We start from the raw sequence: 25,245 nt of genomic DNA on the forward strand, positions 1-25,245 counted from the left end.
CTAGCATCACGCGGGTTACGGCATCGTAACCCGGCGGTTATCGGCCTGGGACTCCACCAATGCCGCCAGGTTGGCGAGCGACGATTTGAGCCCCGCATCATGGTCGCGCTTGGTGATCCCCTGCGGCACATCCTCGCAGACGACCGCCACCCGCGTCCCGCCATCCGCCGACGCGAAGCGCCAGGTCACCGTCATCGTCCCGGCAAAGGCCGGGTCGTCCGCGACGAACTCGGCCTGCTGGACGATCCGCCTGCCCGGATCGAGCGCGACGAACCGCCCCTCGACCATATCCACATCCTCGCCGCTCTTGCCCGCGGTCTCGTGTTCGGCATCCAGATAGTGCAGCGCCATCCGATAGCCGCCCCCCGGCCGCGCATCGAAATCGAGCATCTCGCCGCGCATGCCCTCGGGCGGCAGCCAGCGCATCAGCAGCGCGGGATCGACGAATGCGCGATACACCACATCCACCGGTGCCTTGATCAGCCGCGACGCGCGATCGGTGCGGGTGACCGTCCTCACCCGAACTCCACGCTCTCGAACCGCACCGGAATCCCCGCCGCCGCATTGGCGAGCGCGCCTTCCCACATCACCCGCTCGCCGCGGATGATCGTCCCCAGCGGCCGCCCGGTCAGCGCCATCCCCGTGAAGGGCGACCAGCCGCAACGCGACGCCAGCCAGCTCTCCTCCACCGTCCAGCGCGCCTTGAGATCGACCACCGAGAAATCCGCGTCATAGCCGACCGCGATCCGCCCCTTGCCCGCGATCCCGAAGATGCGCTGCGGGCCTGCGCTGGTCATGTCGATCAGCCTTTGCAGCGTGAGCCGCCCCTCCGCCACATGGTTGAGCATCAGCGGCAGCAGCGTCTGCACCCCCGGCATGCCGCTTGGGGAGGCCGGATAGGCCTGCGCCTTCTCGGCGATCGTATGCGGCGCATGATCCGAGCCGATCACATCGGGCACCCCCTGCCGCAGCCAGTCCCATAGCCCGTCGCGGTGCGCGCCCGATCGGATCGGCGGGTTCATCTGCGCATAGGTGCCGAGCCGCGGATAGGCCTCCTCCCCGGCAAGCGTCAGATGCTGCGGCGTCACCTCGCACGTCGCGATATCCTTGTTCGCCCCCAGCAGCTCGAGCTCGGCCGGGGTCGTCACGTGCAGCACATGGATCCGCCGCCGCGCCGCGCGCGCCAGCCGCAGGATGCGCCGCGTCGCCAGCATCGCGCTCTCGTCGTCGCGCCACACCGGATGCGACGAAGGGTCCCCCGTCACCCGCTCGCCCAGCCGGTCCTGCATCCGGAACTCGTCCTCGGCATGGATCGCCACGCGCCGGTGCCCGCTCGCCAGCACCTTGGCGAGATTGGCGTCGTCCGACACGAGCAGGTCGCCGGTCGACGCGCCCATGAAGATCTTGACCCCCGCCGTCCCCGGCAGCCGCTCCAATTCGGCCAGGCTCGCAGCATTGTGATTGGTCGCGCCGACGTAAAAGGCATGGTCGCACCACATCCGCCCCTTGGCACGGGCGAGCTTGTCGGCGACGGCCTCGGCCGTGTCGGTATTGGGCTTGGTGTTGGGCATCTCGAACACCGCGGTCACCCCGCCGAGCACCGCCGCGCGGCTCCCGCTTTCGAGATCCTCCTTGGCCTCGAGCCCCGGCTCGCGGAAATGGACCTGGCTGTCGATCACCCCCGGCAGCACGTCGAGCCCGGTGCAATCGATCGTCTCGCCCGCATCGCCGACCGATCCGATCGCGACGATCCTGCCGCCGGTCACGCCGATATCGACCGCGGCCGGCCCGCCCGGCAGGTGCACGATCCCCCCGGTCAGCTTCAGATCGACGCTCGCCATAATCGCCTCTTTCGCTAGGGACTGACGCCCCCTACCTCTTGACGATGAGCGAAGCCACCCTCCTCCCCAACCGTGCTCTGCTCCGCCTCGCGGGCGAGGACGTACGCGGCTTCCTGCAGGGCCTTTTCACGCAGGACATGGCGCTGGTCACCCCCGGGGCGCCGCAATGGGCGGGCCTGCTCACCCCGCAGGGCAAGGCGCTGTTCGATTTCATCCTGTGGGCAGAAGGCGAGTCGATCCTGATCGATTGCGAAGCCGATCAACGCGAGGCGCTTGCCCGCCGCCTCACCCTCTACCGCCTCCGCCGCCCGATCGCGATCGAACCCGTCGAGGGCGGCGTCCATTGGTCCCCGGGCGGCGAACACGGCGTCCCCGACCCCCGCCTCGCCGCGCTCGGCCGCCGCCGGCTCGGCCCCGCGGAGGGCGCCCCCGCCACCGCCTGGCGCGCGCACCGCCTGAGCCTCGGCGTTACCGAGGGCGCAGCCGAGCTCGGCCAGGACAAGACGCTCTGGCTCGAAGCCAATGCCGCCGAGCTGAACGGCGTCAGCTTCACCAAGGGCTGCTATGTCGGCCAGGAAAACACCGCGCGCATGCACTATCGCGCCAAGGTCAATCGCCGCCTCGTCGCCGCCCCCTTGGCCGAACCCGGCGAGCGCACCCGCGCCACCTACCCCGATCTCGGCCTGATGGTGGAGCTCCGCCGCGTCGAAGCGCTGGGCGATGCGCTGGTTCCCGAATGGCTGGCGACCGCGCTGGCTGAATCGGGGCCCGCCGGATGAGGGCCCTCCCCACGCTGGTGCTGGCGGTGCTGGCATCAGCCTGTGCGCCCGATGCCCCCCGACCTGCTCCCGCCGAACGCGAAGCGCTTCAGGCCAGCTGGCGCTACGATCCGCAGTTGATGCCCGACAATCTGGCGCTGACGCTGGAGAATCGCGGCAACGCCCCGGCCTGCGTCCCCCAGGTCGATATCGATGAGGGCCTTCAGCTCTCGCAAAACGGCGCCGTGGTCTTCCGGAACGATCAGTCCAACCGGCTAGTACTGCGATGGAAGGATGCCGATCTGGCCGGAGGCATGGCGGTCATCCCGCCCGGGCGATCGATCACGGTCTTCTCCCTGTTGCCAAAATGGCCATTACGGCCGGGCGCGGTAGCGGCGACGCTTCGGATTCCCGTCTATGACTGCGAAAGCTATTTCCGCCTGCCAAAGCCCACGCCGCGTCGACTGGAGTCGCGTTTCACCTTCCGGCAATAGGCCGGCGGGCCGAACCGGGCACGCCCGCAAACGTCCCGGAATGGCGCGGGCCGCATCTGCGCGGGCGGGCATGCCGTTGCCACGTCGATTTCGGCGCGTTAACCTTATTCCATGGACTATGACCTGATTGGGAACGCCGCCATCTACGGCGCACTGGCCTCGCTGGCGGTCGCCAGCCTGGGCCTTGGGGTTTCGGGCCGCTTCAGCGGCGGGCTGGCGCTGGTGATCGCGATCGCGGCGATGGCGCTCAGCGGCTGGGTGCTCGTCGATTGGACCCATGTCACGGGCGCGCAGGTCATGCAGATGCTGCCGCGCCTCGGCACGATCGCCGGGGGCGCGCTCGCGGGCGCGGTGATCGGCGTGATCCTCCCGCTGATCCTCAATGCGATCGGCGAGGCGATGCGCGGCGACATGATCTAGCCGGCCGGCGCACCCGTCCATCCCGCGAATCCGGGAGCGTAACGAACAACGCTTGCCGGGCACCGGCGCCCGCGACTAGCCTCGCGCCATGCGCAGCGCGCTCCTGCTCCTCGCCGCACTCCCGCTCGCCGCCTGTACCGGCGACGACTGCGCCGACACCGTCGCCGCCCGCGCTCTCTCTCCCGACGGCAAGCGCGAGGCGGTGCTGTTCGATCGCAATTGCGGCGCGACCACCGGCTTCTCGACCCAGATCTCGGTCCTCCCCGCCGGCGCCGCGCCCTCCGGCACGGGAAACGCCTTCATTGCCGACAGCGCCCCTGCCGCATCCTGGGGCGGCCCTTGGGCGGAGATGCGCTGGCTCGGCCCGGACCGGCTCGAGATCCGCTATGATTCGAGGGCGGATGTGTTCCTGAAGGCGCGTGTCGTGAGCGGCGTGCAGGTCGAATTCCGTGCCACCGACCCGCCGCCCGGCGCGGTCGCACCCTGAAGGCGCCGCCGGGTTCGCGCTGATCCACGCTAGCGGCATGCTTGCCGTCCGCTCCAGCCGCACTCGCGATTCGCACCCATCGGTCATGTACGTCGCGCAAAGAAAAGGCGATTATGTAGTTTGCAAACCCAATCTCTTTGCCCGCGGCGGGTTGAAAGCCACCATGGGCATCACTGCCCTTTCAATTCGCCTCGTCTTTCGTCGAACCACGGCTCAGCGACCTCTTCGAAGAAAAGGCCCAACTCCTGTAGGCACCGATCATAGGTGCTTCCCGTCTCAGCATTGAAGCGGTGATGGTAGCAATAGCCGGTAGGGCGACGGATCATCGTCGTGGTGTGGCGGCTGAGGTAGGCGCGCTTATTGTCGCTTACTCGCGTCGATGAGAGATCGAGTTGTAATGAAATGCTAGGCGAGTAGGGCGCACCATAAGTGGCTCCGCTTCTGGAGACATGAATAGTCTCCTCCAAGCCGTCGATCTGCCGCACCCATTTTCGTCCAGCCCCTCGTTTGAAGCCGACTGGCTGCACAATTTTCGTGAATGCGCTGCAAGCTCGCTTCATCCCTTCGGCAACAATCTTCGAATAGCTTTCCATGAGGCGAGTTTAGCCTTTGGGCTAAAGTCCGCAATTGGGTGCTAACGGTCGAGCGCTGGCGGGTTTGTAAAAGACATAAACCCAAAGAAAAAGGGAGGCCGGTCGCCCGGCCTCCCCGATTCTGTTCAGTCCCTGACGGGAACCGAGGCTTAGTTGCCCGAGCCCGGTCCGTAGGTGACTTCCACGCGGCGGTTCTGCAGCTCGCGCACACCGTCTTCGGTGGCGACACGCGGCTGGCTTTCACCGAACGCCTGGGTGGCGATCACGCCGCCCGGGATGCCCCGAGCCGTGAGGTACGCCTTGACGTTGTCGGCGCGGCGCTGCGACAGCCCGACATTGTAGCTCGCCGAACCCGAACGGTCGGCGTGGCCCGCCAGCATCACCGAAGCGTTGCCGCAATTCTGGTAGTTGCTGATGGCGTTGTCGAGGATGCCCGCGGCTTCCGCGGTGATGTCCGCCTTATCCCAGTCGAAGAACACGATATACGGTCCCGGGGTGCAGACGATCGGCGTGGGCGTCGGCGCCGGGGTCGGCGTCGGGGTCCATTCCGGGGTCGGAGTCGGGGTCGGGGTCGGGGTCGGGGTCACGACCGGGGTCGGGCCACCGAAGTTGAAGGTCAGGCCACCCAGGATCGAGTGCGAGCGGAACCGGCCCTCGAAGGAACGGCCCGTCACGTCGACCAGACGGACATTGTCGGCGTTGAAGAAGCGATACTTCAGCGTGACGTCGACATGATCCGAGAGCGGAGCGCGAACGCCGGCAAAGGCCTGCCACGCGAACACGGTGTCCGAATCGTCGAGCGTCGAACCGCGGGTGCTCAGCTCGAGGTTCGAGCTGACGCGGGCGATACCGGCGCCGCCGCCAACGAAGCCCGAAAGGACATCGTCGTCGCCGAAGTCGAACATGCCGTTGACCATGAAGCTCAGCGCCGAGTCCTTGCCGCCGGCATAGTTATACGTCCCCGCCGGAAGCGTGCCGAGCGTACCGTTGGCGTTGTACACCGGCGTGCGGAGACCCGAGGTCCATGCGGTGATGCCGGCCTCGCGATAGCCGACCTCGGCCTCGGCGCGGAAACCGCCAAAGTCGTAGCCGATGACGCCATCGACGTCCCAACCGGCATAGTGGTCGACCTTGCCAGCGCGCGGCGTGGTGCCGATGTCGAAATTGATATCCTCGACGAGCATCGCACCGCCTTCGACACCCACGTACCACGAGTCATCGCGGGCGAGGGCAGGCGTGCTCAGCGCGGTCGTCGCAAGTGCCATAATGACGGCAAGCTTCCGCATCTTAATCCCCTTTCTGAGTTGTCACTACGGACAGCGCAAACTCACTACCGAAACGTTGGTTTCCGCGCAAGCTCACAAATCAGGGGACTGTTGCATCCACGTCACAGGTTAGGCCGGATCGACGAGTCCATGTTCCCTCAGCGCAACGAGAATCGCCGCGATCGCCGCGCGCGCCTCGCTGTCGATCGTCGTGCCGCCATCGGGATCGTCGATCGCCTCGGCGCGCGGCCCCACCACCTGCTCGCCATCGACGATCAGCCGGCCATGCGCCTCGCCCACATGCCAGGCGCCCTCGGAAAACAGTGCGAATCCCGCGTCTTCCACCACCCATGCAGTCATGCCGTCCCGGGGATCGAGGAAGCGCCAGCCGGCCGCGGTCCAGCCCGCGATCGCCTTTGCGTGCCCCGCCCAGGCGTCCTCCGGGGTGCTTCCCAGGATCCAGGCATCGCCGGGCGCGGGGTCCGCGGGCGGAATATTCGCATCCGCAGCGATCACCGCGGGCTGCGCCGCCAGATCGAGCCGCGCCAGCGCCTCATTATGATACATTTCCTTCTGCGCCTGTCCCGGCTGCAGCAGCGGCAGCGCCAGGCGCGGAGTCGGCAGGTCGGTCATGGTGATTCTCTCCCCCTTGATTCTTGAGCTCATTCGGCAGCTTCGAGCGTCAGGCTGGCGGGCGGCGAGAGCCCGTGCGAGCCGATCTGCCGCACCGTCACCGTCGCGCCGCCGGCGCACTCCGCCGCGCTCAGCGTCACCGCCGCCTCGCCGGTCTCGGCCGTGCGCGCATCCCCGCCCGCGGGCGCTATCGTCACGCGATAGCGCTCGCTTTCCTCGCCCAGCGGCGCATCGACCCCGTCGATCCAGCGCCACCCGCTTCTGCTGCGCCGCACCCAGGTCACCTCCGCGCCGCCATCGCCGCCCCGAATCGCCGCGAGGTGAACCGGCGCCGGCGGCACCACCGAGGCGCCGGTGACCGCCGCTTCGGCCTCGACGCCCATACTGTCCCCCGCCCCCTCCGCCAGCACCGCTGCCGTCCCCCCGATCGCCTCGATCGGCAGCGTGACCCCGGTCAGCGCCTCGGCTTCGATCAGCACGAACGAATCGCCCGCGGCCTGTCCCCCGATCGCCGCCTCGGTCCCCCGCCGCCCGCGCCACAGCCCGCTCAACCGCCAGCGATTCGCGCCCAGCGGCGCGGCGGACGCAAACTGGATCAGCTCATCCCCCAGCATCGCCAGATTGGCCCCCGAATCGCGCGAGGCCGCATCGGCATCGCCCAGCGCCATCCCCGCATGCGCCAGTTCCACCACGACGCTGTTCGCCCGATCCTCCAGCCCGGCGGGCGCCGCGCCCGGCGGGGTCACGATGCTCCCGATCACCGCCGGCAGCGCGGTCGCCCCCGCGCCCGCCCAGCGCACCCCGCCGTCGATGCTCGTCAGCAGCGCCGCGCGGCGCCAGCCCGGCGCGCTCCCCGCCGCCGCGATCGCCAGCCGTGGCGCCGCGGCCAGGCTGCCGTCGAGCGGCACCAGCTCGAACGCCCGCAGGATCGTCTCGCCCAGCGGCACATCGGGCGCGGGCAGCACCCGTCCGCCGCTCGCCTCGGCCGCCATCGTTCCGGGAGCGAGCGCCACGCAGCCGAGCGTCACCACCATCGCCTCGAGGCTCCAGCGGTCGACCCGCCACAGCCCCGGCACGCCGTCGATGCTCACCCGCTCGCCGGGCCGCACCCCCAGCGCCTCCCAGCCCATCGCGATGCTGCGCCGCTCGCGCTCGGCATCCATCCGCGCCAGCGCCGCCTCGGCGATCGTCTTGGCGCTCCCCGCATCGATCGCCGCGGGCAGCTCGAGCCGCGCCTCGCGATTCCCCGCTCGGCGAGATGCTCTTGAGCACCGCGTCGATCTGCGCGTCGATGCTCTCGGGCACCGCATAGCCGCCGCCCGAGTCGCTCGTGCCGGTGAACGCCTTCATCTCGATCCCGCCGCTGCCCGACCGCAGGAAGCCCTCGAACGCCGCACCGCCCGGCGCCCCGCCCCCCAGCATCGGCCGCGCACCGGTATATTGGGCCGGCAACCCCATCTTCTCCACCGCCTCGAAGCTCGCCTCGAGCCCGTCCGCCTTGATCTCCATTTCCCGTCTCCCCACGCCAAAGAAAAAGGGCGCCGCAATCGCGACGCCCCTGGTTGTCCCCGAAAACCAAAATGCGGCCTAACCAGACCGCTTCACCCCTATCCGTCATCCCGGCGAAAGCCGGGACCCAGAGTCACAAACGTCGTCGCCCGCCACCCTGGGTCCCGGCTTTCGCCGGGATGACGTTCGTTGCTGCCCCTATTCCTCCGCCGCCGTGATGTTCGACGCCTGCTTGCCCTTGGGCCCCTCGATCACCTCGAACGCCACCCGCTGGCCTTCGCGCAACGATTTGAAGCCGTTCATCTGGATCATCGAGAAATGCGCGAACAGATCCTCGCCGCCATCATCGGGCGTGATAAAGCCGAAACCCTTGGAATCATTGAACCATTTGACAATGCCGGTCGCCATACGACTCGCCTCCCCCATAACCCCGCGCGCAGCCTATCCCGCCGCCGCGCACTCCGCCAGCCCGGCCTCCGTCACCGCATGCACCCGCGCCAGCGGCTGCATCGGCGACGCGACCAGGCTGACCTCCTGCAGCTCGACCTGCAGCAGCTCGCGCCACCTGTTCCGGGCCGCCTCGCGCACCCGGTATCCGAACGACAGTCCGTTCACCGCCCCGCTCGCCACCGCCGCCGCCAGCCGCGGCTCGGTCACCGATCCGATCACCCTGAGCCCTCGCGAATCCTCCTCGATCCGCTCGATCGCGCCCACCGGCTCGCCCCCATGCTGCCACAGCAGCGGCACGCCGCCCCGCACCCGAAACGCCCCCCGCCGCACCACATCGCCCCCCCGGTCCGGCGCATCGAACACCGCCGCATAACCAGCGAACCTTACGCTCCCTCTCCCCTCCGGGGAGAGGAGTTCCGGGTCGGCCATGCCCCCGGCATGGCCTGAACAGCGCGGGGCGCTGTTCACCCGGAACTGGGCCCGCCGCGAAGCGGTGGGAAGGGAGAGGGGCAGTGACGAGCCCCTCACTTCACCCACCCCCAAAACCCCAATTTCACCGCCAGCCCCACCAGCACCAGTGCCAGCACCAGCCGCACCACCCAGGCCGCGGCCTCCTTCACCACCGACCGTTTGGCATCGCGCCACGCCGCCAGCAGCTCGCGCAGCTCCGCCATATCCTTGCCCGCGCCGACATCCGCGAGCCCCAGCCGGGCCAGGGCACGCCCGGCCCCCAGCTCCCCGGCTTCCTCGGCGATCGCCCGCAGCGTCGAAAGGTCCGCCCCTTCCTCCGCCGCCTGCCCGATCAGCTGCGCCAGCAACGCCCCGTCACTCATTGTTTTCTCCTCAAATCCTCCCCCGGAGGGGGAGGAATGTTCACCCCGCCCCGATCCCCAGCACCGCCCGCTTCTCCTCGGGCGTCAGGAAATCCGCCGCGCCCACCTGCCGCCACAGCCGCTCGCGGTCCTCCGCCAGCGCGGTCACCCGGTCGGCATCCACGCTGAGCGCCGCCCCCGGAAACCAACCGCTCACCCCTTGCGCGATCCCGCTGAGGATCTTGTCCGCCAGCGGCAGGATCGCCAGCCGCCACAGCGCCCGGTTCGCCTCGCGATAGTTCGCATAGGCATTGTCCCCCGGCAGCCCGATCAGCATCGGCGGCACCCCGAAGGCCAGCGCGATCTCGCGCGCCGCCGCCGCCTTGAGCCCGACGAAATCCATGTCCGCCGGGGTCAGGCTCATCGCCTGCCACCGGACCCCGCCCTCGAGCAGCATCGGCCGCCCCGCATTCGCCGCCCCCGCAAACCCCGCCTCCATCTCGGCGCGCAGCCGCTCGAACTGGTCGGGCGCGAGCACGCTCCCGTCCCCCGGATCGTGCACCAGCGCGCCGCTCGGCCTTGCGGCATTATCGAGCAGCGCCTTGTTCCATTTGGCCGCTGCATTGTGGATCGCCACCGCCGGCGCCGCCGCGCCCAGGCAGCCCAGTCCATAATGATCGTCGAGCGGGTGAAAGGCCTTGATATGCACCACCCCCGGCCGCCCGCCCGGCGCCTCGGCCGCCAGCCGCATCCGATGCTCGCCCAGCCGATAGCAATACGCCGCCGGCCAGCCGCCGGCATCGGGCTCGACCGTCACCCGCTCGGGCCTCAGCGCGAACAGCTCGCTCACCGCGCCGTCGCCGTCGCACAGGATCTGGACATAGGCGTTGCCGTGGAGCAGCAGCTGCGCCGCCACCGTCTCGGTGAGCAGCTGCCCCCCCGACCGCGCCGTCGCCAGCCTGACCAGCGCCGGATCCGAGCCCTTGAGCGGCGCCCCGCCCACGCCCTCCGCCACCAGCTTCACCGCGCGCTGCGCCACCGGATTGGCCAGATACGCCTCGCGCAGCTGTGCATCGTAGCTCCGCGGCCATTCCCCGAACGCGCTCAGCACACCGGCACGCGACAACGCCGGACGCGCATCATCGCGCCCGGTCTTCCGCCCGAACCATTTCATCCCGTCGCTCCCCAATAGTTGCGCGCCCTCACGGGCTCTGCGACATTCCCGCCCCACGGAGGGACGCCATGAAATCGCTCGCGATCCTGCTGCTATTGCTGACCAGCCAGGCCGCTCCCCGCCCGGCCTGGGAAGTTGCGGGCAAATGGACCTGCGAAATGGCGCAACTCCGCATCTGCCAGGGGCTGGGCGGCAAGTGCGAGCTGATCCCCAATCAGGCCAGGTTCCGCATCGATTTCACCGGCAGCCGCTTCGGCGTCGATATCCCGGCCAGCATCTATTCCCAAAGCGCCGCCGCGACACCGGCGCATGATTTCTCCGAAGCGATCGTCGCCCGCACCTGGTTCGCGCCGAAGGACAAGGATCCCGGTTTCACCAAGCTGGTCCTCGACAGCGGCGACGGCGTCACCCTCGCCGGCCGCCCCCGCACCGGCGAAACCCGCGAAGCGATCCTCACCCGCAATGGAATCGACAGCCAATATCACTGGTACGGCACCTGCAGCCCGGATGAGGCCAAACCCTAGCGTCGCACCCCGAACCAGATCACATGCCGCGGCCCCTTGCCGTTCGCCCGCGCGCGCACCGCCACCTCTTCCACCGCGAAATCCGCTTCCTTCAACCGCCGCGCGAACCGCGGATCGGGCCCCGCCGACCACACCGCCAGCACGCCCCCAGGCCGCAGCGCCGCCCGCGCCGCCTCCAGCCCGCGCGCGGTATAGAGCCGGTCGTTCGCCAGCCGCGTCAGCCCGTCCGGGCCATTGTCGACATCGAGCAATATTGCGTCGAACGACCCGCGCGCGCCCGCGATCATCGCCGCCACATCGCCGATCTCGACGTGCACCCGCCGGTCGTCGAGACACCCCGCCGCCAGCGCCGCCATCGGCCCGCGCGCCCAGCCGATGATCTCGGGCACCAGCTCGCCCACCACCAGCTCGGCATGCGGCCCCGCCACCGCCAGCGCCGCGCGCAGCGTGAACCCCATCCCGTATCCGCCGATCAGCACCCGCGGCGCATCCACCTTGAGCCGCGCGAAGGTCATCGTCGCGAGCTGCTCCTCCGATCCGCTCATCCGGCTGTTCATCAGCTCGTTGCGGTCGAGCACGATCATATAGTCGCCCCCGCGCCGGAACAGCCGCAGCTCCTCCTCCCCGCCGGGGACAATCGCCGTATCGATCAGTTCGCGCGGTACCATCGGGGTCCCCTGCCAGCCCGGGCGCTTTCATGCTAGCCTCGCGCGCATGAACCTCCCGCTCCTCTTCGCCCTCGCCCCCCTGCTCGCGCAGGCCGCCGACCGTCCCGCCTGGGAGATCGCCCCGCGCTGGGATTGCCAGGCGGACAATCTGCGCATCTGCAAGGGGCTCGGCGGCGACTGCACATTCGCGCCCAACGCCGCCCGCTTTCACATCGATTTCGAGACCGCCCGCTTCACCCCCGGCATCGGCGGTGGCTCCGAGCATATCGTGGGGCGCAACTTCTACGAGGGCCGTTACGGCCCGGGCTTCACCAAGCTCGTCTTCGACAGTGGCGACAGCGCCGCTCTCGCCTCTCGGCCGAGCGCGGACGGCAAGAGCTGGGAGATGGTCGTCACCCGCGCCCAGCCCGCCCAGCAATACAGCTTTCTCGGCACCTGCAGCCCCGCCGCCTGAGCTACATCAGCCGCACCCGCGGCGTCCCCCGCTTGGTCAGCATCAGCTCGGAAAGCGCCCAGACCAGCGCATCCGCCCGGTCCGGCGATCCGCCCGGCCCCGCATAGCCGCCCCCCGCCATCAACCCGCACAATTCGTCCTCGAGCACGGGAAACGCCCCCGCATGCTTCACCCTCCCCGCCTCATAGAGCAGCGCCACCGGCTCGGCCCGCGCGCTCTTGCCGCGGCTGGCATGCACCAGCGCGAGCGGCAGCCGCGCATCCGCCGCGCGCAGCACGCTCGCCACCATCTCGCCGCCCTGGTTCTTCTCGGCGATCACCCGCTCGGCCCGATGCCGCGCCGCGCACGCCGCCACCGCCCGCGCCCAGCGCTCGGGCGAGGCGCCGGCCACGCTCGCATCCTCGATCACATAGCCCTGGCCGCCGCGCCCCAGCCCCACCGCCACGATCCCGCAGGCGTCCCCGCCCGCGCTCGCGGGCGGATCGACCCCCACCACCACGCGCACCAGCTCGGGCATTTCCGCCACCCGGCACCCCTCGATCATCGCCCGGCTCCACAGCGCGCCCTCGGCATCCTCGAGCATCTCCCCGTCCAGCTCCTGCCGCCCCAGCCGCGTGCCGCCATAATCCGCGGTCATCGCCTCGGCGAAGCTCGCGGGCAGCCAGATATTGTCGCGGGTGTGCCCCCGCGTCTCGATCATGTCCGGCCGCGCCATCACGCGCCGCATCAGCGCGACGGGCTTCGGCGTCGTCGTCACCAGCACGCGCGGATCATCGGTCAGGCGCAGCCCGAGCATCAGATTGTCCCAGGCCGCGCCCGCGCTCGCGGCGGGCCATTTCGCGAGCTCGTCGCACCAGGCGGCGCTATGCTCGGGCCCGCGCAATTTCTCCGCCGCCCCCGCCGAATAGACATAGCCGCGGGCCCCGGACGCAAAGATCAGCTCGCCCCGGTTGCGCAGCCATTGGTGGCGCTCGTCGGGACGCGCCACGCTGAGCAGCCCGCTCACCCCGCCGATCATCACCGCGCCCACCTCTTCGGCGGTCGCGCCGACCAGCGCGATCCGGGCCGCCGGATCGTTGCGCGCGATCTCGCTCACCCATTCCGCCCCGGCGCGCGTCTTGCCGAAGCCGCGCCCGGCACGGATCAGCCACACCCGCCATTTGCCGGGCGGCACGCGCTGGCTCGCCAGCGACCATTGCCACCAGCGCTCGTCATACTCGCGCAGCTGCGATTTGCTCAGCGATCGGATCACCTGCCCCCGCTCCTCCGACGATAATGTCAGCAGGCGCGCGAACACGGCATCGCTGTCCGGTTCACGCGCGGCGCGCCGTTTCCGCGCGCTCAAGCGACGCCGGCCTTCCGGGCGCGCTCGATCATCTCGATCTTCTTCAGGATCGCCATATCGGTTTCCTGGCGCGTCGCGCGCTTGAGCGGCGGACCGCCCCGGTACGCCTTGCCGGTCAGCGTCGCCCGATGCTGCGCGAGCAGCCGCAGCCCTGCCTCGAAATCGAGCTTGCCGAACGGCATCGCGACCGTCCCGTCATCGCTGCGCCCGAGCGCATGGCCGAGCAGCGCCGTCTCCAGCACGGCATAGCCCGCCAGCAGCGCCGCGTGCCATTCCGCCGCGAACGCCTCCTCGCGCCGCCGCAGGGCATAGGCGCTCTCCGTCGATACGCCCGCCGCCTTCGCCGCAGCGGTTACGTTGCAGCTCCCGGCAAGATGATCGAGAAACGTCGCACGGTCCTTCAATGGCCAACGCACCCATGTCCGCCCCGGCGTTCCCATCGCCCTCTCCCCAAACGCAATCGGGCCGGCGCACCTAGGGTGCCCGGCCCGACTCGCAATTCTCCGCATGAGGCCCAAGACCAGCGCGAAGCGCTGGGCGCGGACCAGCCGAATGCCGGCCGGCGCGGCCTTGCCGCGACCGACGGCGTGGCTTTGCCACGACGCTACGCCGCCGACCCGAGCCACCCGACTCGCAATTCCCCAGCGTTCCTGATTTGTACCAGATCAGCGTTACGATGTCAAGCGAAAAGTGCCTATTTGGTTATTTCTGTCTCGGAAGTTGAGCCTGCTTGGCCGCGGCTGTCTTCAGAAACTCCCCGACAGGCAATAGCCAGGTCCGCTGCAAGACAGTGTAACTCCCGTGAAGCGAGACTGGCACCACGAGTTGGACGCCATTCGCTTGCATCTGGCTGGTCTGAGCCTCCGAGATGCCGGTTTCAATCGTCACGAGATATTTCTGCTTCACCCGGGCGGCCTCAGGCAGAATCTGCCGCCACCGCTCCTTGCAGACCGATTTCGCGGCGAGCATCGTCAGCAAATTCTCCGGAAAATCCGGATCACTGTAAGCGGCTTGGCCGGGAAACAGAAAGTCCGGCTTGTTGCCAAGTTCCGTTACTGCCTGCCTGCTGAACAGCAGGCCATTGGCTTCAAACAGGGCGGCAAGCTGATTCTCGAATGAGTGTCCCATACGGGACTTCCGCCGGTTCTGCACGCCGAGCGAGAATTTGATGAAGCCATCAACATCAGCCTCACCATTCTCCATGAATCCGGCTTCCAGCCGCTTGCCGACGATCTTGCGCTCCAGCCGCCGGAACATCGCCTCTTCGTGATCGAGCCATGCCATGAGGGCGAGGTCAGGGTTGGCGACTGCATCGACTTCAGGGAGTGTCTGCCGCGCCAGTTTGGAAAACGGCGCGGTCTTCGGCCAGTTCAGGCCGAAAGGCTTGATGATCTCGTCAAGCGTGTTCGCATTGGGGTCCTCAAATTCGATCCCGAGTTCGTCGAGGATGAAGCGCGCGGTAAAATCGATCTCGGCATCATTCGAATTTTCGAACGGCTTGGCCTGAAACTCGAAGGTCGGCTGCGAATCGATACCGAACAGCCAGAGCAGTTGATGCTCGATCGTGCAGCCTTGCCGGGCGATGATGATGAGCAGCGCGTTCGCCCGGCTGCGCTTGGCGATGAACAAGGTGTCGCCCGGCTCCATCAGGGCGGTGACGCTATTGGAGTCGTAATATACCCGCCACTCCGCCGCGCGATGCGGCTGGTTTGCACGGGAATCATACATCGTCGCGGAACCATAGTCCGGCACGCCTTCCTGCTCGCCGCCGAACCAGACGTAGGTGGTGTCAAACTTCCGGTACTCGGCACCGAGAAATTCGCGCATTGCGCGTGTGGTGCCGAATTCGTGCTGATTGGAGACCGCAGGATCCGCTTCAACGTCCGTAAGGCGCTTGACGGCGACGCCGTCAAAATAGTCCGAGAGAAATCCCTTCTTCATTGCCAGCGACCTCGCCATCTCGTTCCGCGGTGAGAAGCCACCCTGCGCATCTGGATATGACATCTTCTGCGGGATGCCTATTTCGTCCTTTGAGCGCGCACTCCCAGACAGTCAGTTGACGCCAACCGAGTTCGCTGAGCTTGCCGTGATTTCTGGCATCCCGAACCTTGTTTTGCCCGATTTTCTCACGCCAGAAATCAGGTCTGCTGGTCGGCCATTTGAACAGCGGGCAGTCGTGCCCGTGCCAGAAGCATCCATTCACGAAAATTACGGCGCGGTGTTTCTGAAATACGAGATCGGGCCTGCCTGGCAAATTCCGCCGATGAAGCCGGTACCGGAATCCCTGCAAGTGCAATCCCTTGCGGATCACCAGTTCCGGTTTGGTGTTCTTGCCCCTGATTCCGGCCATCATGCGACTGCGGACCGCGGGCGTCACGACGTCAGCCATACATGAGCTCGCGGTTGCGTTGTCCAGGAGCCTGCGCATTCTCACCAGACGCGGAGACATAGGGCGCCATCGCTTTTGCCACCGCGCGGACTACCGGCACCGCCACGGCGTTGCCGAACTGCCGGTACGCCTGCGTATCCGACACCGTGATCTTGAACTTGCTTTCCTGCGGACCATCGAAACCCATCAGACGAGCGCATTCACGTGGCGTAAGCCGGCGAGGCGCCTTTCCTGCCTGGGCCACAAGGCATTCTGAGCCGTCCTTGTAGTACCGCGCCGACAGAGTTCGCGTTACGTCACCAACGTCGAAAACCGAGTAGCCAAAGCCGTTGCCAGCAAGAGCGTGCTTCGCCTTGTACCCCTTCAGATACTTCCAGAGGTGATCTGTAAGCGTGTATTTGTCCGACACCTTCTTCTCGAGAATATCACCCAGAACCGGCGCCCTGCCCTCGGGCATCTCGATCTGGTCGAAGCTGAAAGGCTGGGGCTCCCGGAACCCGACAATGAAAATGCGTTCGCGCTTCTGGGGCACCCAAGGCGCCGAACTGATGACCTTGAAGTGGACATCATATTCAAGCTCCTCCCTGAGAGCATGCAATATGGTCGCGAACGTTTTCCCCCCATCATGCCGCTCCAGGTTCTTGACGTTCTCAAGCAGGAAGGCCTGTGGCCGACGGTGCGCGATGATCTTTGCCAGATCATAGAACAATGTCCCTTGCGTATCGCAAAGGAAGCCATGCGGGCGGCCCAGCGCGTTCTTCTTCGAGACCCCGGCAATTGAAAAGGGCTGGCACGGAAATCCTGCTACGAGCACATCATGCTCGGGCACGCGATCCGGATCCTCGGCATAGGGACGAATGTCGTGCGCAAATTCATGCGTGAACGGATCGTCGTGAAAATTTGCCGTGTAAGTTTCTCGCGCGAACCGATCCCATTCCGCAGTGAAGATGCACTGCCCGCCGATCTCTTCGAACGGCTTACGCATTCCTCCGATGCCGGCAAAGAGATCGATAAAGCGGAAAGACTTCTCGATGGCTGGCACCTTACTCCGGTTCGCCTCCGCCATGCGCCGAATGAGGTCCATGTTGCCCGCACTCGGTTCGAAGCCCTTTTCGCCGGGAGTTTCATAGCGCTTGACCGTGCGGTCGCAGACATGAAGGAGCTGCGCCGCTTCCTGGATCGACAACGCTGCCCGTCGACGAAGAATCGCGAATTCGGTCTGCTCGTTCATCGTCAACTCCTGGGAATCTTGCGGACAAAATGTCCGAATGATTCCCAGGGTAAACAGCGCGAGAACAAAAGCAATACAAAAATAGTGCGGCTCGCGATCGCTCAATAGCCCACACCGGCCTCCGACGCGGCGCCTGAGGCCCGCACTACATTCTTCCTGCGGCCATTCCTGCCGCCCGTCGGTCCCGATGCACGTCGCGGCACAGCAGCATCGCCGCCACCCTTCGCCCCCGCCCTTCGGCAAAGCCCACCGCCACGCCATCGGCATGCGCGGGATTGGCATAGGTGCCGAAGATCATGTCCCACACCGGCAGGTCGCCGAAATTGCGGTCGTGCACCTCGCGCTCGTGATGCAGGCAATGCGCCTCGGGGCGCTGGATGAACCAGCCCAGCCAGCGCGGCGTGCGGATATTCCAGTGCTGCACCAGCGCGATCGCGAAGCCCGCGCCGCCGCCCAGCGCCGCCGCGTCGGGGGTCGCCCCCACCGCCCAGGCCGCGATCGCGGTCATTACGACCTGCACCGCGACGTCGATAGGGTGAAGGATCACCGCCGAGGCGATATCGACCCGCTGCACCGAATGGTGGAGCTGGTGTCCCATCCCCCGCCACAGCAGATCGAAGCGATGCTCGATCCGGTGCGTCCAATAGGTCAGGAAGGTTGTCGCCGCCACGACCGGCGCCGCCCCCCAAAGCCCGATCGAGCTCAAGTCGATGGGGCGCCAATCCGGCAGCCACGGCAGCAATAGCGGCGGGAGCATCGCATTGACTGCGAGGGTCGCGACCAGCCCGACCGCCCCGAGCACGCGCCAAAAGCGCACCTGCGCAAATTTGCGCCCGCCGCCGATCGCTGCCTCGGTGGTCATGAACAGGAGGAACAGCACGGGCAAAGAGAGCCCGACGATCATATCCAGCGGCATGCAATTGACTCCCTCTTTGTGGCCGCGGCCGGGCGATTTGCACAACCTCCCCGCAGTCCTTACACTGTATGCCTACTGAACTTACGCCGTAAGGTTGTCAAGATGGCCGATACCGAAGCCCCGACCCGCGCCGCCCCGCTCACCCCCGATCGGATGGAAAGCCTCGCGCTCGCGCTGATCGAGGAGGAGGGGATCGAAGGCTTCAGCATCCGCAAGCTCGCGGACCGGCTCGGCTGCAAGGCAATGAGCCTCTATCATCACTATCCCAGCAAGGCGCATCTGATGGACGCGATGCTCGATCGCGTGCTCGCCGACTTGCCGCTTCCGCCGCCCGATCTCCCCTGGCGCGAACGGCTTGCCCGGGCCGCGCGCGCCTTCCACCGGATCGCGCTCGCGCATCCGCGCTTCTTCCCCTTCTTCTCGACGCACCGGATGAATACCCGCGCCGGGCTGATCTGGCTCGACGGCATGCTGGGCCTCTTCCGCGACGCGGGGTTCGACGAGGAGCAGGCGGCGCGGCTGTTCCGCGCCTTCGGCTATTTCCTGATGGGCGCAGGCCTCGACGAGACCGCAGGCTATTCGAAAGGCCCCTCCGCCACTGCCGCCGACGCCGTGCTCGACGCCGAAGTCGCCCGGGTCTTCCCCAATGTCGCCGCCGCCGGCCCCTTCTTCCGTCCGGGCGAGCGCGAGGCCACTTTCGAGCTCGGCCTCGCATTGCTCCTCGATGGCGCCGAACAGATCCTCGAGGCCCGTCCTTGACCCTTACACTGTAAGCCTATATCAATCGGGACTTACAGTGTAAGGTAAAGGGAAAGATTCGCGTGACCTCCACCCCCCGTTTCGACACCGCCCGCACCCCCCGCATCGCCTCGCTCGACGTCCTGCGCGGGCTCGCGATCCTCGGCATCCTGCTGCTCAACATCCCCTTCATGGGAAACACGCTCGCGGTCTTCGCCGATCCTCGGCTGACCGGCTGGTCGCCCGCCGACCAGACCGCCTGGCATATCCAGGAGCTGTTGCTCGAAGGCACCCAGCGCGGCCTGCTCGAGCTGCTGTTCGGCGCGACCGCGTACATCATCGTCTCGCGCGCGCTCGGTCCGGAGGATCCGGTGCGCGCCGCCGATATCTATTATCGCCGCAGCCTTTGGCTGATCCTGTTCGGCGTGATCCACGGCACATTGCTGCTCTGGCCGGGCGACATCTTGTTCAACTATGGCCTCGCCGGGCTGGCGCTATTCCCGTTCCGCCGCCTGCGTCCGCGCTGGCTGCTTTCGCTCGGAGCGGCCGGGTTGCTGGTGATGGGCGCCGCCCAGCTCCCCGACTATCTCGATTATAGCCGGGCGCGGGCCGCCGCCGAGCAGGTCCAGGCGCATCCGCACGCCCTCACGCCCGCCGAAAAGAAGGTCGTCGCCGCATGGGAAGAGGCGCGCGGCCAGCGCGCGCCCAGCCCCGCCGGGCGCGCTGCCGAACGCGCGATGCGGCTCGGGGCCTATCCCACGATGCTCGGCTGGTCCTGGACCTGGGAATGGCGCTTCAACGCCTCGTACCAGCTCTGGCTGACCGAGATCGAGGCGTTGTGCACCATGTTGATCGGCATGGCGCTGTTCAAGCTCGGCATCCTGCAGGGCGAGCGCCGCACACCCTTCTATCTGGCGATGATGCTCGCCGGCTATGCGATCGGCGTGCCGGTGCGCTGGGCCGAGGCGCATTTCTGGGCCGAACAGGGTTTCGGCTCGCGCCCGCTCTATCCGGTGCTCGTCGATATCGGCAGGGTCGCGGTCACGCTGGGCCATCTCGGCCTGGTCCATCTGCTGCTGCGCGCGGCCCCCGGGCGGCTGCTGCTCGCCGCGTTCCAGGCGCCTGGCCGCATGGCGCTCACCTGCTATATCGGCCAGACCCTGATCTGCCAGTGGTTCGTCTTCGCCGGCTGGGGGCTGGGGCTTTGGGGCCGCTTCTCGCTCGCCCAGCTCTGGGGGGTCGCCGCGCTGGTGATCCTTGCCGAGATCCTGTTCTGCAATCTCTGGCTCCGCATCTTCGCAATGGGTCCGCTCGAATGGCTCTGGCGCCGGCTGAGCCATGGCAAGGATCCTGCCCGCCCCGCCGCGGCCGCCCCGGCGATCATAACGGAAGGCGCTCCCCTTCCCGCATGACCTCCCTCGGTCATGCGGGCCCCGCCGCGGTGTGCCAGCGCCGCGGCGGGAAGCCTGTTTCCGTCCCAGCCGCCGCCCGCTAGGTTCGTCCGAAACGATTGGGGGAGCGCACAGATGGCAGCCGGACGATTCTTGGCCATGGGGCTCGCCCTCGCCGCCGCGGCCCCCGCCCTCGCGGCCCCCGCCCTCGCGGCCCCCGCCCCGCGCTATGCCGCAACCATCACCCGCACCACCCAGGGCATTCCCCATATCGTCGCGCGCGACTTCGCCGGGCTCGGCTATGGCTCGGGCTATTCGGCCGCCCAGGACAATGGCTGCGTCATCGCCGAACTCGCCGTCACCGTGCGCGGCGAGCGCTCGCTCTGGTTCGGTGCCGAGGGCAAGGTTACGATCGGCTTCTCCGAAATCCCCAATCTGGAGAGCGACTTCTATTCGCGCGTCATCGCCGATCTGCCGCTGTTCGAGGCGGGTTTCCGCGCCTCCTCGGCGGACAATCGCGCGATGCTCGACGGCTTCGCGGCGGGTTACAACCGCTTCCTCAGGGACCACCCGGCTGGCCTCGCCCCCAGCTGCCGCGGCCAGCCATGGGTCCGCCCGCTCGGCCATGACGACATGCTGCTGATCATCAACGCCGCGATGGTCCAGGCGAGTTCGGCGCCGATGGCGCGCTTCATCGCCGGCGCCGCCCCGCCCGCGCGCCCCGCGGCGAAGGCCGCCAGCCTTGCGCCCGCCGCACTCATCCCCGCCGACCTCCCCCTCCCCGCGCCCGCCGCCGCGCAGGGCCTGGGCAGCAACGGCTGGGCCTTCGGCCGCGACCTCACCGCCAACCGCCGCGGCCTCGTCGTCGGCAATCCCCATTTTCCCTGGACCGGCCCCAACCGCTTCCGCCGCCTCCATTTGACCATCCCCGGCAGCTTCGACGCGATGGGCGCGGGCCTGGTCTTCACCCCCTTCGTCGCGATCGGCTTCACCCGCGACGTCGCCTGGACGCATACCGTCACCACCGCCCAGCATTTCACGCTGTTCGACCTGCCCCTCGACCCCGCGGACCCGACCACTTACCTCGTCGACGGCAAGCCCGAAAAGATGACCGAGCGGTCGATCAGGGTCGCGGTCAAGGACGGCGCCCCGGTCACCCGCACCCTCTATGCCACCCGCTATGGCCCGGCCATCGCCGCCCCCGCCGCCGGCCTCCCCTGGACCGCCACTCACGCCTTCGCGATCCGCGACGCCGGGCAGGGCAACCAGCGCGGGGGCGACGCCTGGCTCGCCATCGCCCGCGCGAGAACCGTCCAGCAGATCCGGCAGGCGATCGGCACCACCCTCGGCATCCCCTATGTCAACACCATCGCGGCCGACCGCTCGGGCCATGCGCTCTATGCCGATGTCACCACCGTTCCCAATGTATCGCAAACCAAATGGGATCAATGCGTCACCCTCGCTGGTAAGACGCCGATAGCCCGCAATGCTGGTGTAACCATCCTCGATGGTTCGCGCGCCGCCTGCGATTGGGACATTGCCCCCGGCACCCCCGCCCCCGGCCTGATGCCGATCGAGGACCAGGCGACGCTGATCCGCACCGACTACGTCCAAAACTCCAACGACAGCTATTGGCTATCCAACTTCAAGGCGCCGTTCGAGCCGCACTCTCCCCTGCTCGGGCCCTGGGGCACCCAGCAGAATATGCGCACCCGGATCGGCATTTCCCTCCTCGACGACCTCAAATCGATCGAGCCAGCAAGCGCGCGCGCCCTGATCCTCGGCAACCGCGTCTTCGCCGCCGAACTCGTCCTCGATCAGCTTCTCGCGCTCTGCCCCGCACGCGCCGATCTCGCCCCGGCCTGCGCGGTGCTCGCCAAATGGGATCGCCATGTCGAGGTCGACAGCCGCGGCGCGCTGCTGTTCCTCAATTTCTGGGGCCGCACCGGCCAGATCCGTAATTTCTGGGCCAACCCCTTCGACCTGGAAAAGCCGATCACCCGCCCCGCGGATCTCAACCCCGACGCCACCCCACCAATCCTCGACGCCCTGGCCGCCGCCGCCGCCGACATGACCCAGCGCGGCATCGCGCTCGACGCCCCGCTCGGCAGCGTCCAGGTTTCGCTCCGGGGCGGCGAGAGGATCGCGATCCCCGGCGGCCCGGGCAGCGCCGGCATCCTCAACGCGATGCAGTCCAGCTGGACGCCCGAGGGCCTCACCCCCGTCCATGGCAGCAGCTACATGCAGGTCGTCAGCTTCGATGCCAACGGCCCCGAAGCGCAATCGATGCTCAGCTATTCGCAGTCCACCAACCCCGAATCCCCCTGGTACGCCGACGGCACCCGCGCCTTCTCGGCCAGGCAATGGCTCCCGCTCCCCTTCACCCGCGCTCAGATCGCCGCGGCGCAGGTAGGCAAACCGCTGACCATTAGCGAGTGAGGCACCGCAGCGACTAGGGTCCGGGCTCAGTAGCGCACCAGGCTGGGGCGTCCCAGCATGTGAAAGTTGACACTGGCTTCACACTATCGCGCATGTTTTCCGCCGCGCAGTTCCCTCGGGGGAAACGCGTTGTTCGCTTTGGGCAGGTTGACAGGGTCAAAGAGCGGCCGGAGCGACCGGCTGCGCGAGCCAAGCAGGCGAAATCCTACATTGCAAGGGCTTGGGGACGGATCTCAACCAACCACGCCCTGCAAAGCCCAGAAGCTAATTGAGTACAGGCCCCAAAGGTGTAGCGAAACCAACTGAAGCGAGAGTTCGGCAACGGGCTTCGCATATCTCTAGATACCTGCAGAGCTTGGGATAAAGCAGGAGGCAGCCACAGCAGGCTCCTGCTCCCCTAAGCCAGTCCCACGAGCACAGCGCTCCACGCCGCCACCTCATCCTCGCGCCGCGCATGAACCAGCGGAGATCCCGCCGTCCCGCTCGCCGGATCCACCTCGATCGCCGCATCGTAGAGAAAGGTCGCGTTCCCGCTGATCGTCACGATCCCGTCGCGCGATGCGGTGCCGCGCACCATCCCGCCCTTGTTGAACACGATCGTCTCGGCCCCGAAGACGATGCGTCCGCTCAGCGCCGCCGCGAGCACCGATGCCGCCATCGCGCTCCCGCAACTATCGGTCAGCCCGACGCCGCGTTCGAAGGTCCGCACAAACAGGTCGCTGCCCCGCAGCTCGACGAACGACACATTCGCCCGCCCCGGGATCAGCGCCGGCCCGCCCTCGCACCATGTGCCCAGCGCCACCAGCTCCGCCTCGTCGATCGCGTCGACAAAGGTCACCAGATGCGGATTGGGCATCGCCACCGCGACGAACGCGCGGTCGCTCGGCAGGTCCGAAAGCGGCCCGGTCAGCCCGATATCGTGCCCCGCCGGCCCCACCACGGTCCGCACCGTCACCACCCCCGGCGCCAGCTCGGCCTCGCGCGCCACCTCGGCGCTGCTCGTCTTGAGCTTCACCCGCGCCGCATCGGTGCCGAGCAGCTCGAACCCCAGCCGCGCGACGCAGCGCAGCCCATTGAGGCACGTCTCGGCCTCGGACCCGTCCGAATTCCACATCCGCATCCCGAAGGCGTGCGATTCGTCCCCAGCGGTCAGTGCGAGCAGCCCGTCGCCGCCCACCGGCCCGTCACGGTCGGCGAGCGCGCGCGCCACCCCCGCCCATTCGCCATCTGACAGGGCGAGGCCGCGCGCGTCGATCAGCGGGAAGTCGTTCCCCGATCCATGGCATTTGATGAAGGCCAGCTGCATGGCCCCCATCTAGGAGGCCATGCCGCCGAACGCTACTGGCCGGTTATTGGGCGAGCACCATCTCGATCACCGGCCCGCCCAGCGACGCCACCAGCGCCTGGTCGGCCTCGAGCGCCGGCGCGAAGCTCGGCCGCGCATGGATCGCGGCGACATAGGCCGCGGTCTTGGGCCAGCGCGCCGGATCGGCGCACACGCCGATGCAGCCGAGCGTGGCGAACGGGCTCGCCACCGCAATGTCCGCCAGCGTCAGCCGATCCTCGACGAGGAAGCCCGATGCCGGGATCACGCTCTCCAGATAGTCGAAGATCGGCGGCAGCTGGTTGTTTTCGGCGGCATCCGCGGCGGCGTGGTTCGGCTCCTGCTTGAGAAAGCGCGGGCCGACGAAGCGGTTGAAGAAGATCGCGCCGCCCGCGGCCATCATGATCGTGTCGGCGAGCTCGTCATACCAGATCGTCCGCGCGCGCGCCTGCGGATCCTCGGGGATCAGGTTGGGCGAGGGATATTGCGCCTCGAGATAGGTCACGATCGCGCTCGAATCGGAGATCAGGAAGTCGCCGTCCTTGAACCCCGGCATCTTCCGAAACGGGCTCGCCGCCTCGAAATCTGGCCCGCCCCGCCCCATCCCCGCAGGCTGAAGCTCCATCGCGAGCCCCTTTTCCGCACCGAAAACCATCACCTTACGAACATAAGGCGACAAGGTTGAACCAAAGACGATCATGGCCGGATTCCTCTCCTGTGAGTCGCATCTTCATACCAGATTCAGTTGCAAATCACAACTTGATTTTCCTAGCGCGTCAGCGCGAGCTTCATCCCGAACCCGACGAACAGCCCGCCCGCCAACCGGTTCATCGTGAGCATTACGCGCGGCCGCGCCAGCCAGCGCCCCAGCGGAACCGTCGCCGCGATCAGCAGCGCGAACCAGGCGACCCCGAGCAGCACATGGATGCACGCAAGCAGGAACGAGAAACCCGCCACGCTCACCCCTGCCGGCACGAATTGCGGCAGGAAGGTCACGTAGAAGACGCCCACCTTGGGGTTGAGCAAATTGGTCAGCAGCCCGCGCCGCATCGCCGTCCAGGCATCGCGCGACACCGTTTCGCCGCCTTCGCCGATGCCGTTACGCGGTTTCAGGATCAGCCCGATCCCCAACCACAGCAGATAGGCCGCACCGAACCACTTCAGCACCCCGAACGCGAGCGGCGACGCCGCGATCAGCGCCCCCAGCCCCACCGAAACCAGCGCGCCCCATAGCATGCAGCCGAGCGCAATCCCCGCCGCCGCGAACGCTGCCGGCCTGGCGCCCCCGACCGCCGCGCACCGCAGCACCATCGCGGTATCGACGCCCGGCGTGATCGTCAGCAGCGCGGCCGCGGCGATGAAGGCGAGCACGGATTGAAGGATGGTCATC

At 67.7% G+C, this 25,245-nt stretch carries 30 protein-coding genes; 10 read left to right on the forward strand and 20 right to left on the reverse strand.

Going from position 1 to position 25,245, the window contains the following annotated elements:
* Positions 1-15: 15 nt before the first annotated feature.
* Together OF829_RS04135 and OF829_RS04140 are read right to left on the reverse strand one after the other, a co-directional pair.
* Positions 16-519 (reverse strand): SRPBCC family protein, encoded by a 504-nt coding sequence (locus OF829_RS04135; protein WP_264938677.1) that lies wholly within the window; start codon positions 517-519, stop codon positions 16-18.
* Positions 516-1,841: a dihydroorotase gene (locus tag OF829_RS04140; RefSeq protein WP_264938678.1), complete on the reverse strand. Its 1,326-nt coding sequence runs from the start codon at positions 1,839-1,841 to the stop codon at positions 516-518. Before OF829_RS04140 ends, OF829_RS04135 begins: the two co-directional genes overlap by 4 nt.
* Before the next feature lie 44 nt (positions 1,842-1,885).
* On the opposite strand from OF829_RS04140, the gene ygfZ reads away from it, so the two are divergent.
* The 4 genes from ygfZ (at position 1,886) to OF829_RS04160 (ending at position 4,000) form a co-directional block, all read left to right on the forward strand.
* The gene (gene ygfZ / locus OF829_RS04145) at positions 1,886-2,620 is read left to right on the forward strand and encodes a CAF17-like 4Fe-4S cluster assembly/insertion protein YgfZ (RefSeq protein ID WP_264938679.1); all 735 of its coding nucleotides are present in this window, start codon (positions 1,886-1,888) and stop codon (positions 2,618-2,620) included.
* The gene (locus OF829_RS04150; protein ID WP_264938680.1) at positions 2,617-3,093 is read left to right on the forward strand and encodes a hypothetical protein; all 477 of its coding nucleotides are present in this window, start codon (positions 2,617-2,619) and stop codon (positions 3,091-3,093) included. The genes ygfZ and OF829_RS04150 overlap by 4 nt, the downstream gene beginning before the upstream one ends.
* Positions 3,094-3,204: 111 nt before the next feature.
* Positions 3,205-3,513: a hypothetical protein gene (locus OF829_RS04155; RefSeq protein WP_264938681.1), complete on the forward strand. Its 309-nt coding sequence runs from the start codon at positions 3,205-3,207 to the stop codon at positions 3,511-3,513.
* Positions 3,514-3,601: 88 nt separating this feature from the next.
* Positions 3,602-4,000: a hypothetical protein gene (locus OF829_RS04160; RefSeq protein WP_264938682.1), complete on the forward strand. Its 399-nt coding sequence runs from the start codon at positions 3,602-3,604 to the stop codon at positions 3,998-4,000.
* 170 nt (positions 4,001-4,170) lie between these two features.
* On the opposite strand, the gene OF829_RS04165 is transcribed toward OF829_RS04160, so the two are convergent.
* From OF829_RS04165 to OF829_RS04180, 4 genes are all read right to left on the reverse strand, one after another.
* Positions 4,171-4,593: a hypothetical protein gene (locus OF829_RS04165; protein ID WP_264938683.1), complete on the reverse strand. Its 423-nt coding sequence runs from the start codon at positions 4,591-4,593 to the stop codon at positions 4,171-4,173.
* 149 nt (positions 4,594-4,742) lie between these two features.
* Positions 4,743-5,879 (reverse strand): OmpA family protein, encoded by a 1,137-nt coding sequence (locus OF829_RS04170; protein ID WP_319951528.1) that lies wholly within the window; start codon positions 5,877-5,879, stop codon positions 4,743-4,745.
* A 108-nt stretch (positions 5,880-5,987) separates the two neighbouring features.
* Positions 5,988-6,491: a DUF2793 domain-containing protein gene (locus OF829_RS04175; RefSeq protein WP_264938685.1), complete on the reverse strand. Its 504-nt coding sequence runs from the start codon at positions 6,489-6,491 to the stop codon at positions 5,988-5,990.
* A 29-nt stretch (positions 6,492-6,520) separates the two neighbouring features.
* On the reverse strand, positions 6,521-7,801 hold the full coding sequence (locus tag OF829_RS04180) for a phage tail protein (protein ID WP_264938686.1): 1,281 nt from the start codon (positions 7,799-7,801) through the stop codon (positions 6,521-6,523).
* A gap of 26 nt (positions 7,802-7,827) precedes the next feature.
* Here OF829_RS04180 and OF829_RS04185 point away from each other — a divergent pair, with 26 nt between their 5' ends.
* The gene (locus tag OF829_RS04185) at positions 7,828-8,082 is read left to right on the forward strand and encodes a hypothetical protein (protein WP_264938687.1); all 255 of its coding nucleotides are present in this window, start codon (positions 7,828-7,830) and stop codon (positions 8,080-8,082) included.
* A 116-nt stretch (positions 8,083-8,198) separates the two neighbouring features.
* Here OF829_RS04185 and OF829_RS04190 read toward each other — a convergent pair whose 3' ends face one another.
* The 4 genes from OF829_RS04190 to OF829_RS04205 form a co-directional block, all read right to left on the reverse strand.
* Positions 8,199-8,408, reverse strand: a complete 210-nt coding sequence (locus tag OF829_RS04190; RefSeq protein ID WP_264938688.1) for a cold-shock protein — start codon at positions 8,406-8,408, stop codon at positions 8,199-8,201.
* A gap of 33 nt (positions 8,409-8,441) precedes the next feature.
* Positions 8,442-8,879 carry an HK97 family phage prohead protease gene (locus OF829_RS04195; protein WP_264938689.1) on the reverse strand — a complete coding sequence of 146 codons (438 nt, stop codon included), beginning with the start codon at positions 8,877-8,879 and terminating at the stop codon, positions 8,442-8,444.
* A gap of 95 nt (positions 8,880-8,974) precedes the next feature.
* Positions 8,975-9,283, reverse strand: a complete 309-nt coding sequence (locus OF829_RS04200) for a DUF6127 family protein (RefSeq protein WP_264938690.1) — start codon at positions 9,281-9,283, stop codon at positions 8,975-8,977.
* 40 nt (positions 9,284-9,323) lie between these two features.
* Positions 9,324-10,436 (reverse strand): phage portal protein, encoded by a 1,113-nt coding sequence (locus OF829_RS04205; RefSeq protein ID WP_264938691.1) that lies wholly within the window; start codon positions 10,434-10,436, stop codon positions 9,324-9,326.
* Between the two features lie 68 nt (positions 10,437-10,504).
* Here OF829_RS04205 and OF829_RS04210 point away from each other — a divergent pair, with 68 nt between their 5' ends.
* Complete coding sequence (locus OF829_RS04210; RefSeq protein WP_264938692.1) at positions 10,505-10,960, forward strand: hypothetical protein; 456 nt, start codon at positions 10,505-10,507, stop codon at positions 10,958-10,960.
* Here the strand turns inward: OF829_RS04210 and OF829_RS04215 are convergent.
* Positions 10,957-11,628, reverse strand: a complete 672-nt coding sequence (locus tag OF829_RS04215; protein WP_264938693.1) for a spermidine synthase — start codon at positions 11,626-11,628, stop codon at positions 10,957-10,959. The two genes, OF829_RS04210 and OF829_RS04215, sit on opposite strands and share 4 nt — an antisense overlap.
* Before the next feature lie 46 nt (positions 11,629-11,674).
* Here OF829_RS04215 and OF829_RS04220 point away from each other — a divergent pair, with 46 nt between their 5' ends.
* Positions 11,675-12,082, forward strand: coding sequence for a hypothetical protein (locus OF829_RS04220; RefSeq protein ID WP_264938694.1), 408 nt, complete (start codon positions 11,675-11,677; stop codon positions 12,080-12,082).
* Between the two features lies 1 nt (position 12,083).
* On the opposite strand, the gene OF829_RS04225 is transcribed toward OF829_RS04220, so the two are convergent.
* From OF829_RS04225 to OF829_RS04250, 6 genes are all read right to left on the reverse strand, one after another.
* Positions 12,084-13,334, reverse strand: a complete 1,251-nt coding sequence (locus tag OF829_RS04225) for a DNA-packaging protein (RefSeq protein ID WP_319951529.1) — start codon at positions 13,332-13,334, stop codon at positions 12,084-12,086.
* An 89-nt stretch (positions 13,335-13,423) separates the two neighbouring features.
* On the reverse strand, positions 13,424-13,831 hold the full coding sequence (locus OF829_RS04230) for a hypothetical protein (RefSeq protein ID WP_264938695.1): 408 nt from the start codon (positions 13,829-13,831) through the stop codon (positions 13,424-13,426).
* A gap of 298 nt (positions 13,832-14,129) precedes the next feature.
* A complete protein-coding gene (locus tag OF829_RS04235) occupies positions 14,130-15,368 on the reverse strand; it encodes a type II restriction endonuclease (RefSeq protein ID WP_264938696.1) in 1,239 nt (412 codons plus the stop codon).
* On the reverse strand, positions 15,337-15,876 hold the full coding sequence (locus OF829_RS04240) for a very short patch repair endonuclease (protein WP_319951530.1): 540 nt from the start codon (positions 15,874-15,876) through the stop codon (positions 15,337-15,339). Before OF829_RS04240 ends, OF829_RS04235 begins: the two co-directional genes overlap by 32 nt.
* Positions 15,809-17,047 carry a DNA (cytosine-5-)-methyltransferase gene (gene dcm / locus OF829_RS04245; protein ID WP_264938698.1) on the reverse strand — a complete coding sequence of 413 codons (1,239 nt, stop codon included), beginning with the start codon at positions 17,045-17,047 and terminating at the stop codon, positions 15,809-15,811. The genes OF829_RS04240 and dcm overlap by 68 nt, the downstream gene beginning before the upstream one ends.
* A gap of 145 nt (positions 17,048-17,192) precedes the next feature.
* Complete coding sequence (locus OF829_RS04250; RefSeq protein WP_264938699.1) at positions 17,193-17,963, reverse strand: sterol desaturase family protein; 771 nt, start codon at positions 17,961-17,963, stop codon at positions 17,193-17,195.
* A 102-nt stretch (positions 17,964-18,065) separates the two neighbouring features.
* Between OF829_RS04250 and OF829_RS04255 the strand changes: the two genes are divergently transcribed.
* The 3 genes from OF829_RS04255 to OF829_RS04265 all read left to right on the forward strand — a co-directional run bounded on the left by OF829_RS04255 (position 18,066) and on the right by OF829_RS04265 (position 22,531).
* The gene (locus tag OF829_RS04255; protein ID WP_264938700.1) at positions 18,066-18,722 is read left to right on the forward strand and encodes a TetR/AcrR family transcriptional regulator; all 657 of its coding nucleotides are present in this window, start codon (positions 18,066-18,068) and stop codon (positions 18,720-18,722) included.
* A gap of 62 nt (positions 18,723-18,784) precedes the next feature.
* On the forward strand, positions 18,785-20,113 hold the full coding sequence (locus OF829_RS04260; protein WP_264938701.1) for a DUF418 domain-containing protein: 1,329 nt from the start codon (positions 18,785-18,787) through the stop codon (positions 20,111-20,113).
* Between the two features lie 114 nt (positions 20,114-20,227).
* Positions 20,228-22,531 (forward strand): penicillin acylase family protein, encoded by a 2,304-nt coding sequence (locus tag OF829_RS04265; RefSeq protein ID WP_264938702.1) that lies wholly within the window; start codon positions 20,228-20,230, stop codon positions 22,529-22,531.
* Between the two features lie 397 nt (positions 22,532-22,928).
* Here the strand turns inward: OF829_RS04265 and dapF are convergent, their stop codons facing one another.
* From dapF to OF829_RS04280, 3 genes are all read right to left on the reverse strand, one after another.
* On the reverse strand, positions 22,929-23,837 hold the full coding sequence (gene dapF, locus OF829_RS04270; protein WP_264938703.1) for a diaminopimelate epimerase: 909 nt from the start codon (positions 23,835-23,837) through the stop codon (positions 22,929-22,931).
* A 43-nt stretch (positions 23,838-23,880) separates the two neighbouring features.
* A complete protein-coding gene (locus OF829_RS04275; RefSeq protein ID WP_264938704.1) occupies positions 23,881-24,555 on the reverse strand; it encodes a glutathione S-transferase family protein in 675 nt (224 codons plus the stop codon).
* Between the two features lie 68 nt (positions 24,556-24,623).
* Entirely contained in the window at positions 24,624-25,244 is a 621-nt protein-coding gene (locus OF829_RS04280) for a LysE family translocator (protein ID WP_264938705.1), read from the reverse strand.
* Position 25,245 lies beyond the last annotated feature (1 nt).

Source organism: Sphingomonas caeni, assembly GCF_026013415.1.
Lineage (GTDB): Bacteria > Pseudomonadota > Alphaproteobacteria > Sphingomonadales > Sphingomonadaceae > Sphingomonas > Sphingomonas caeni.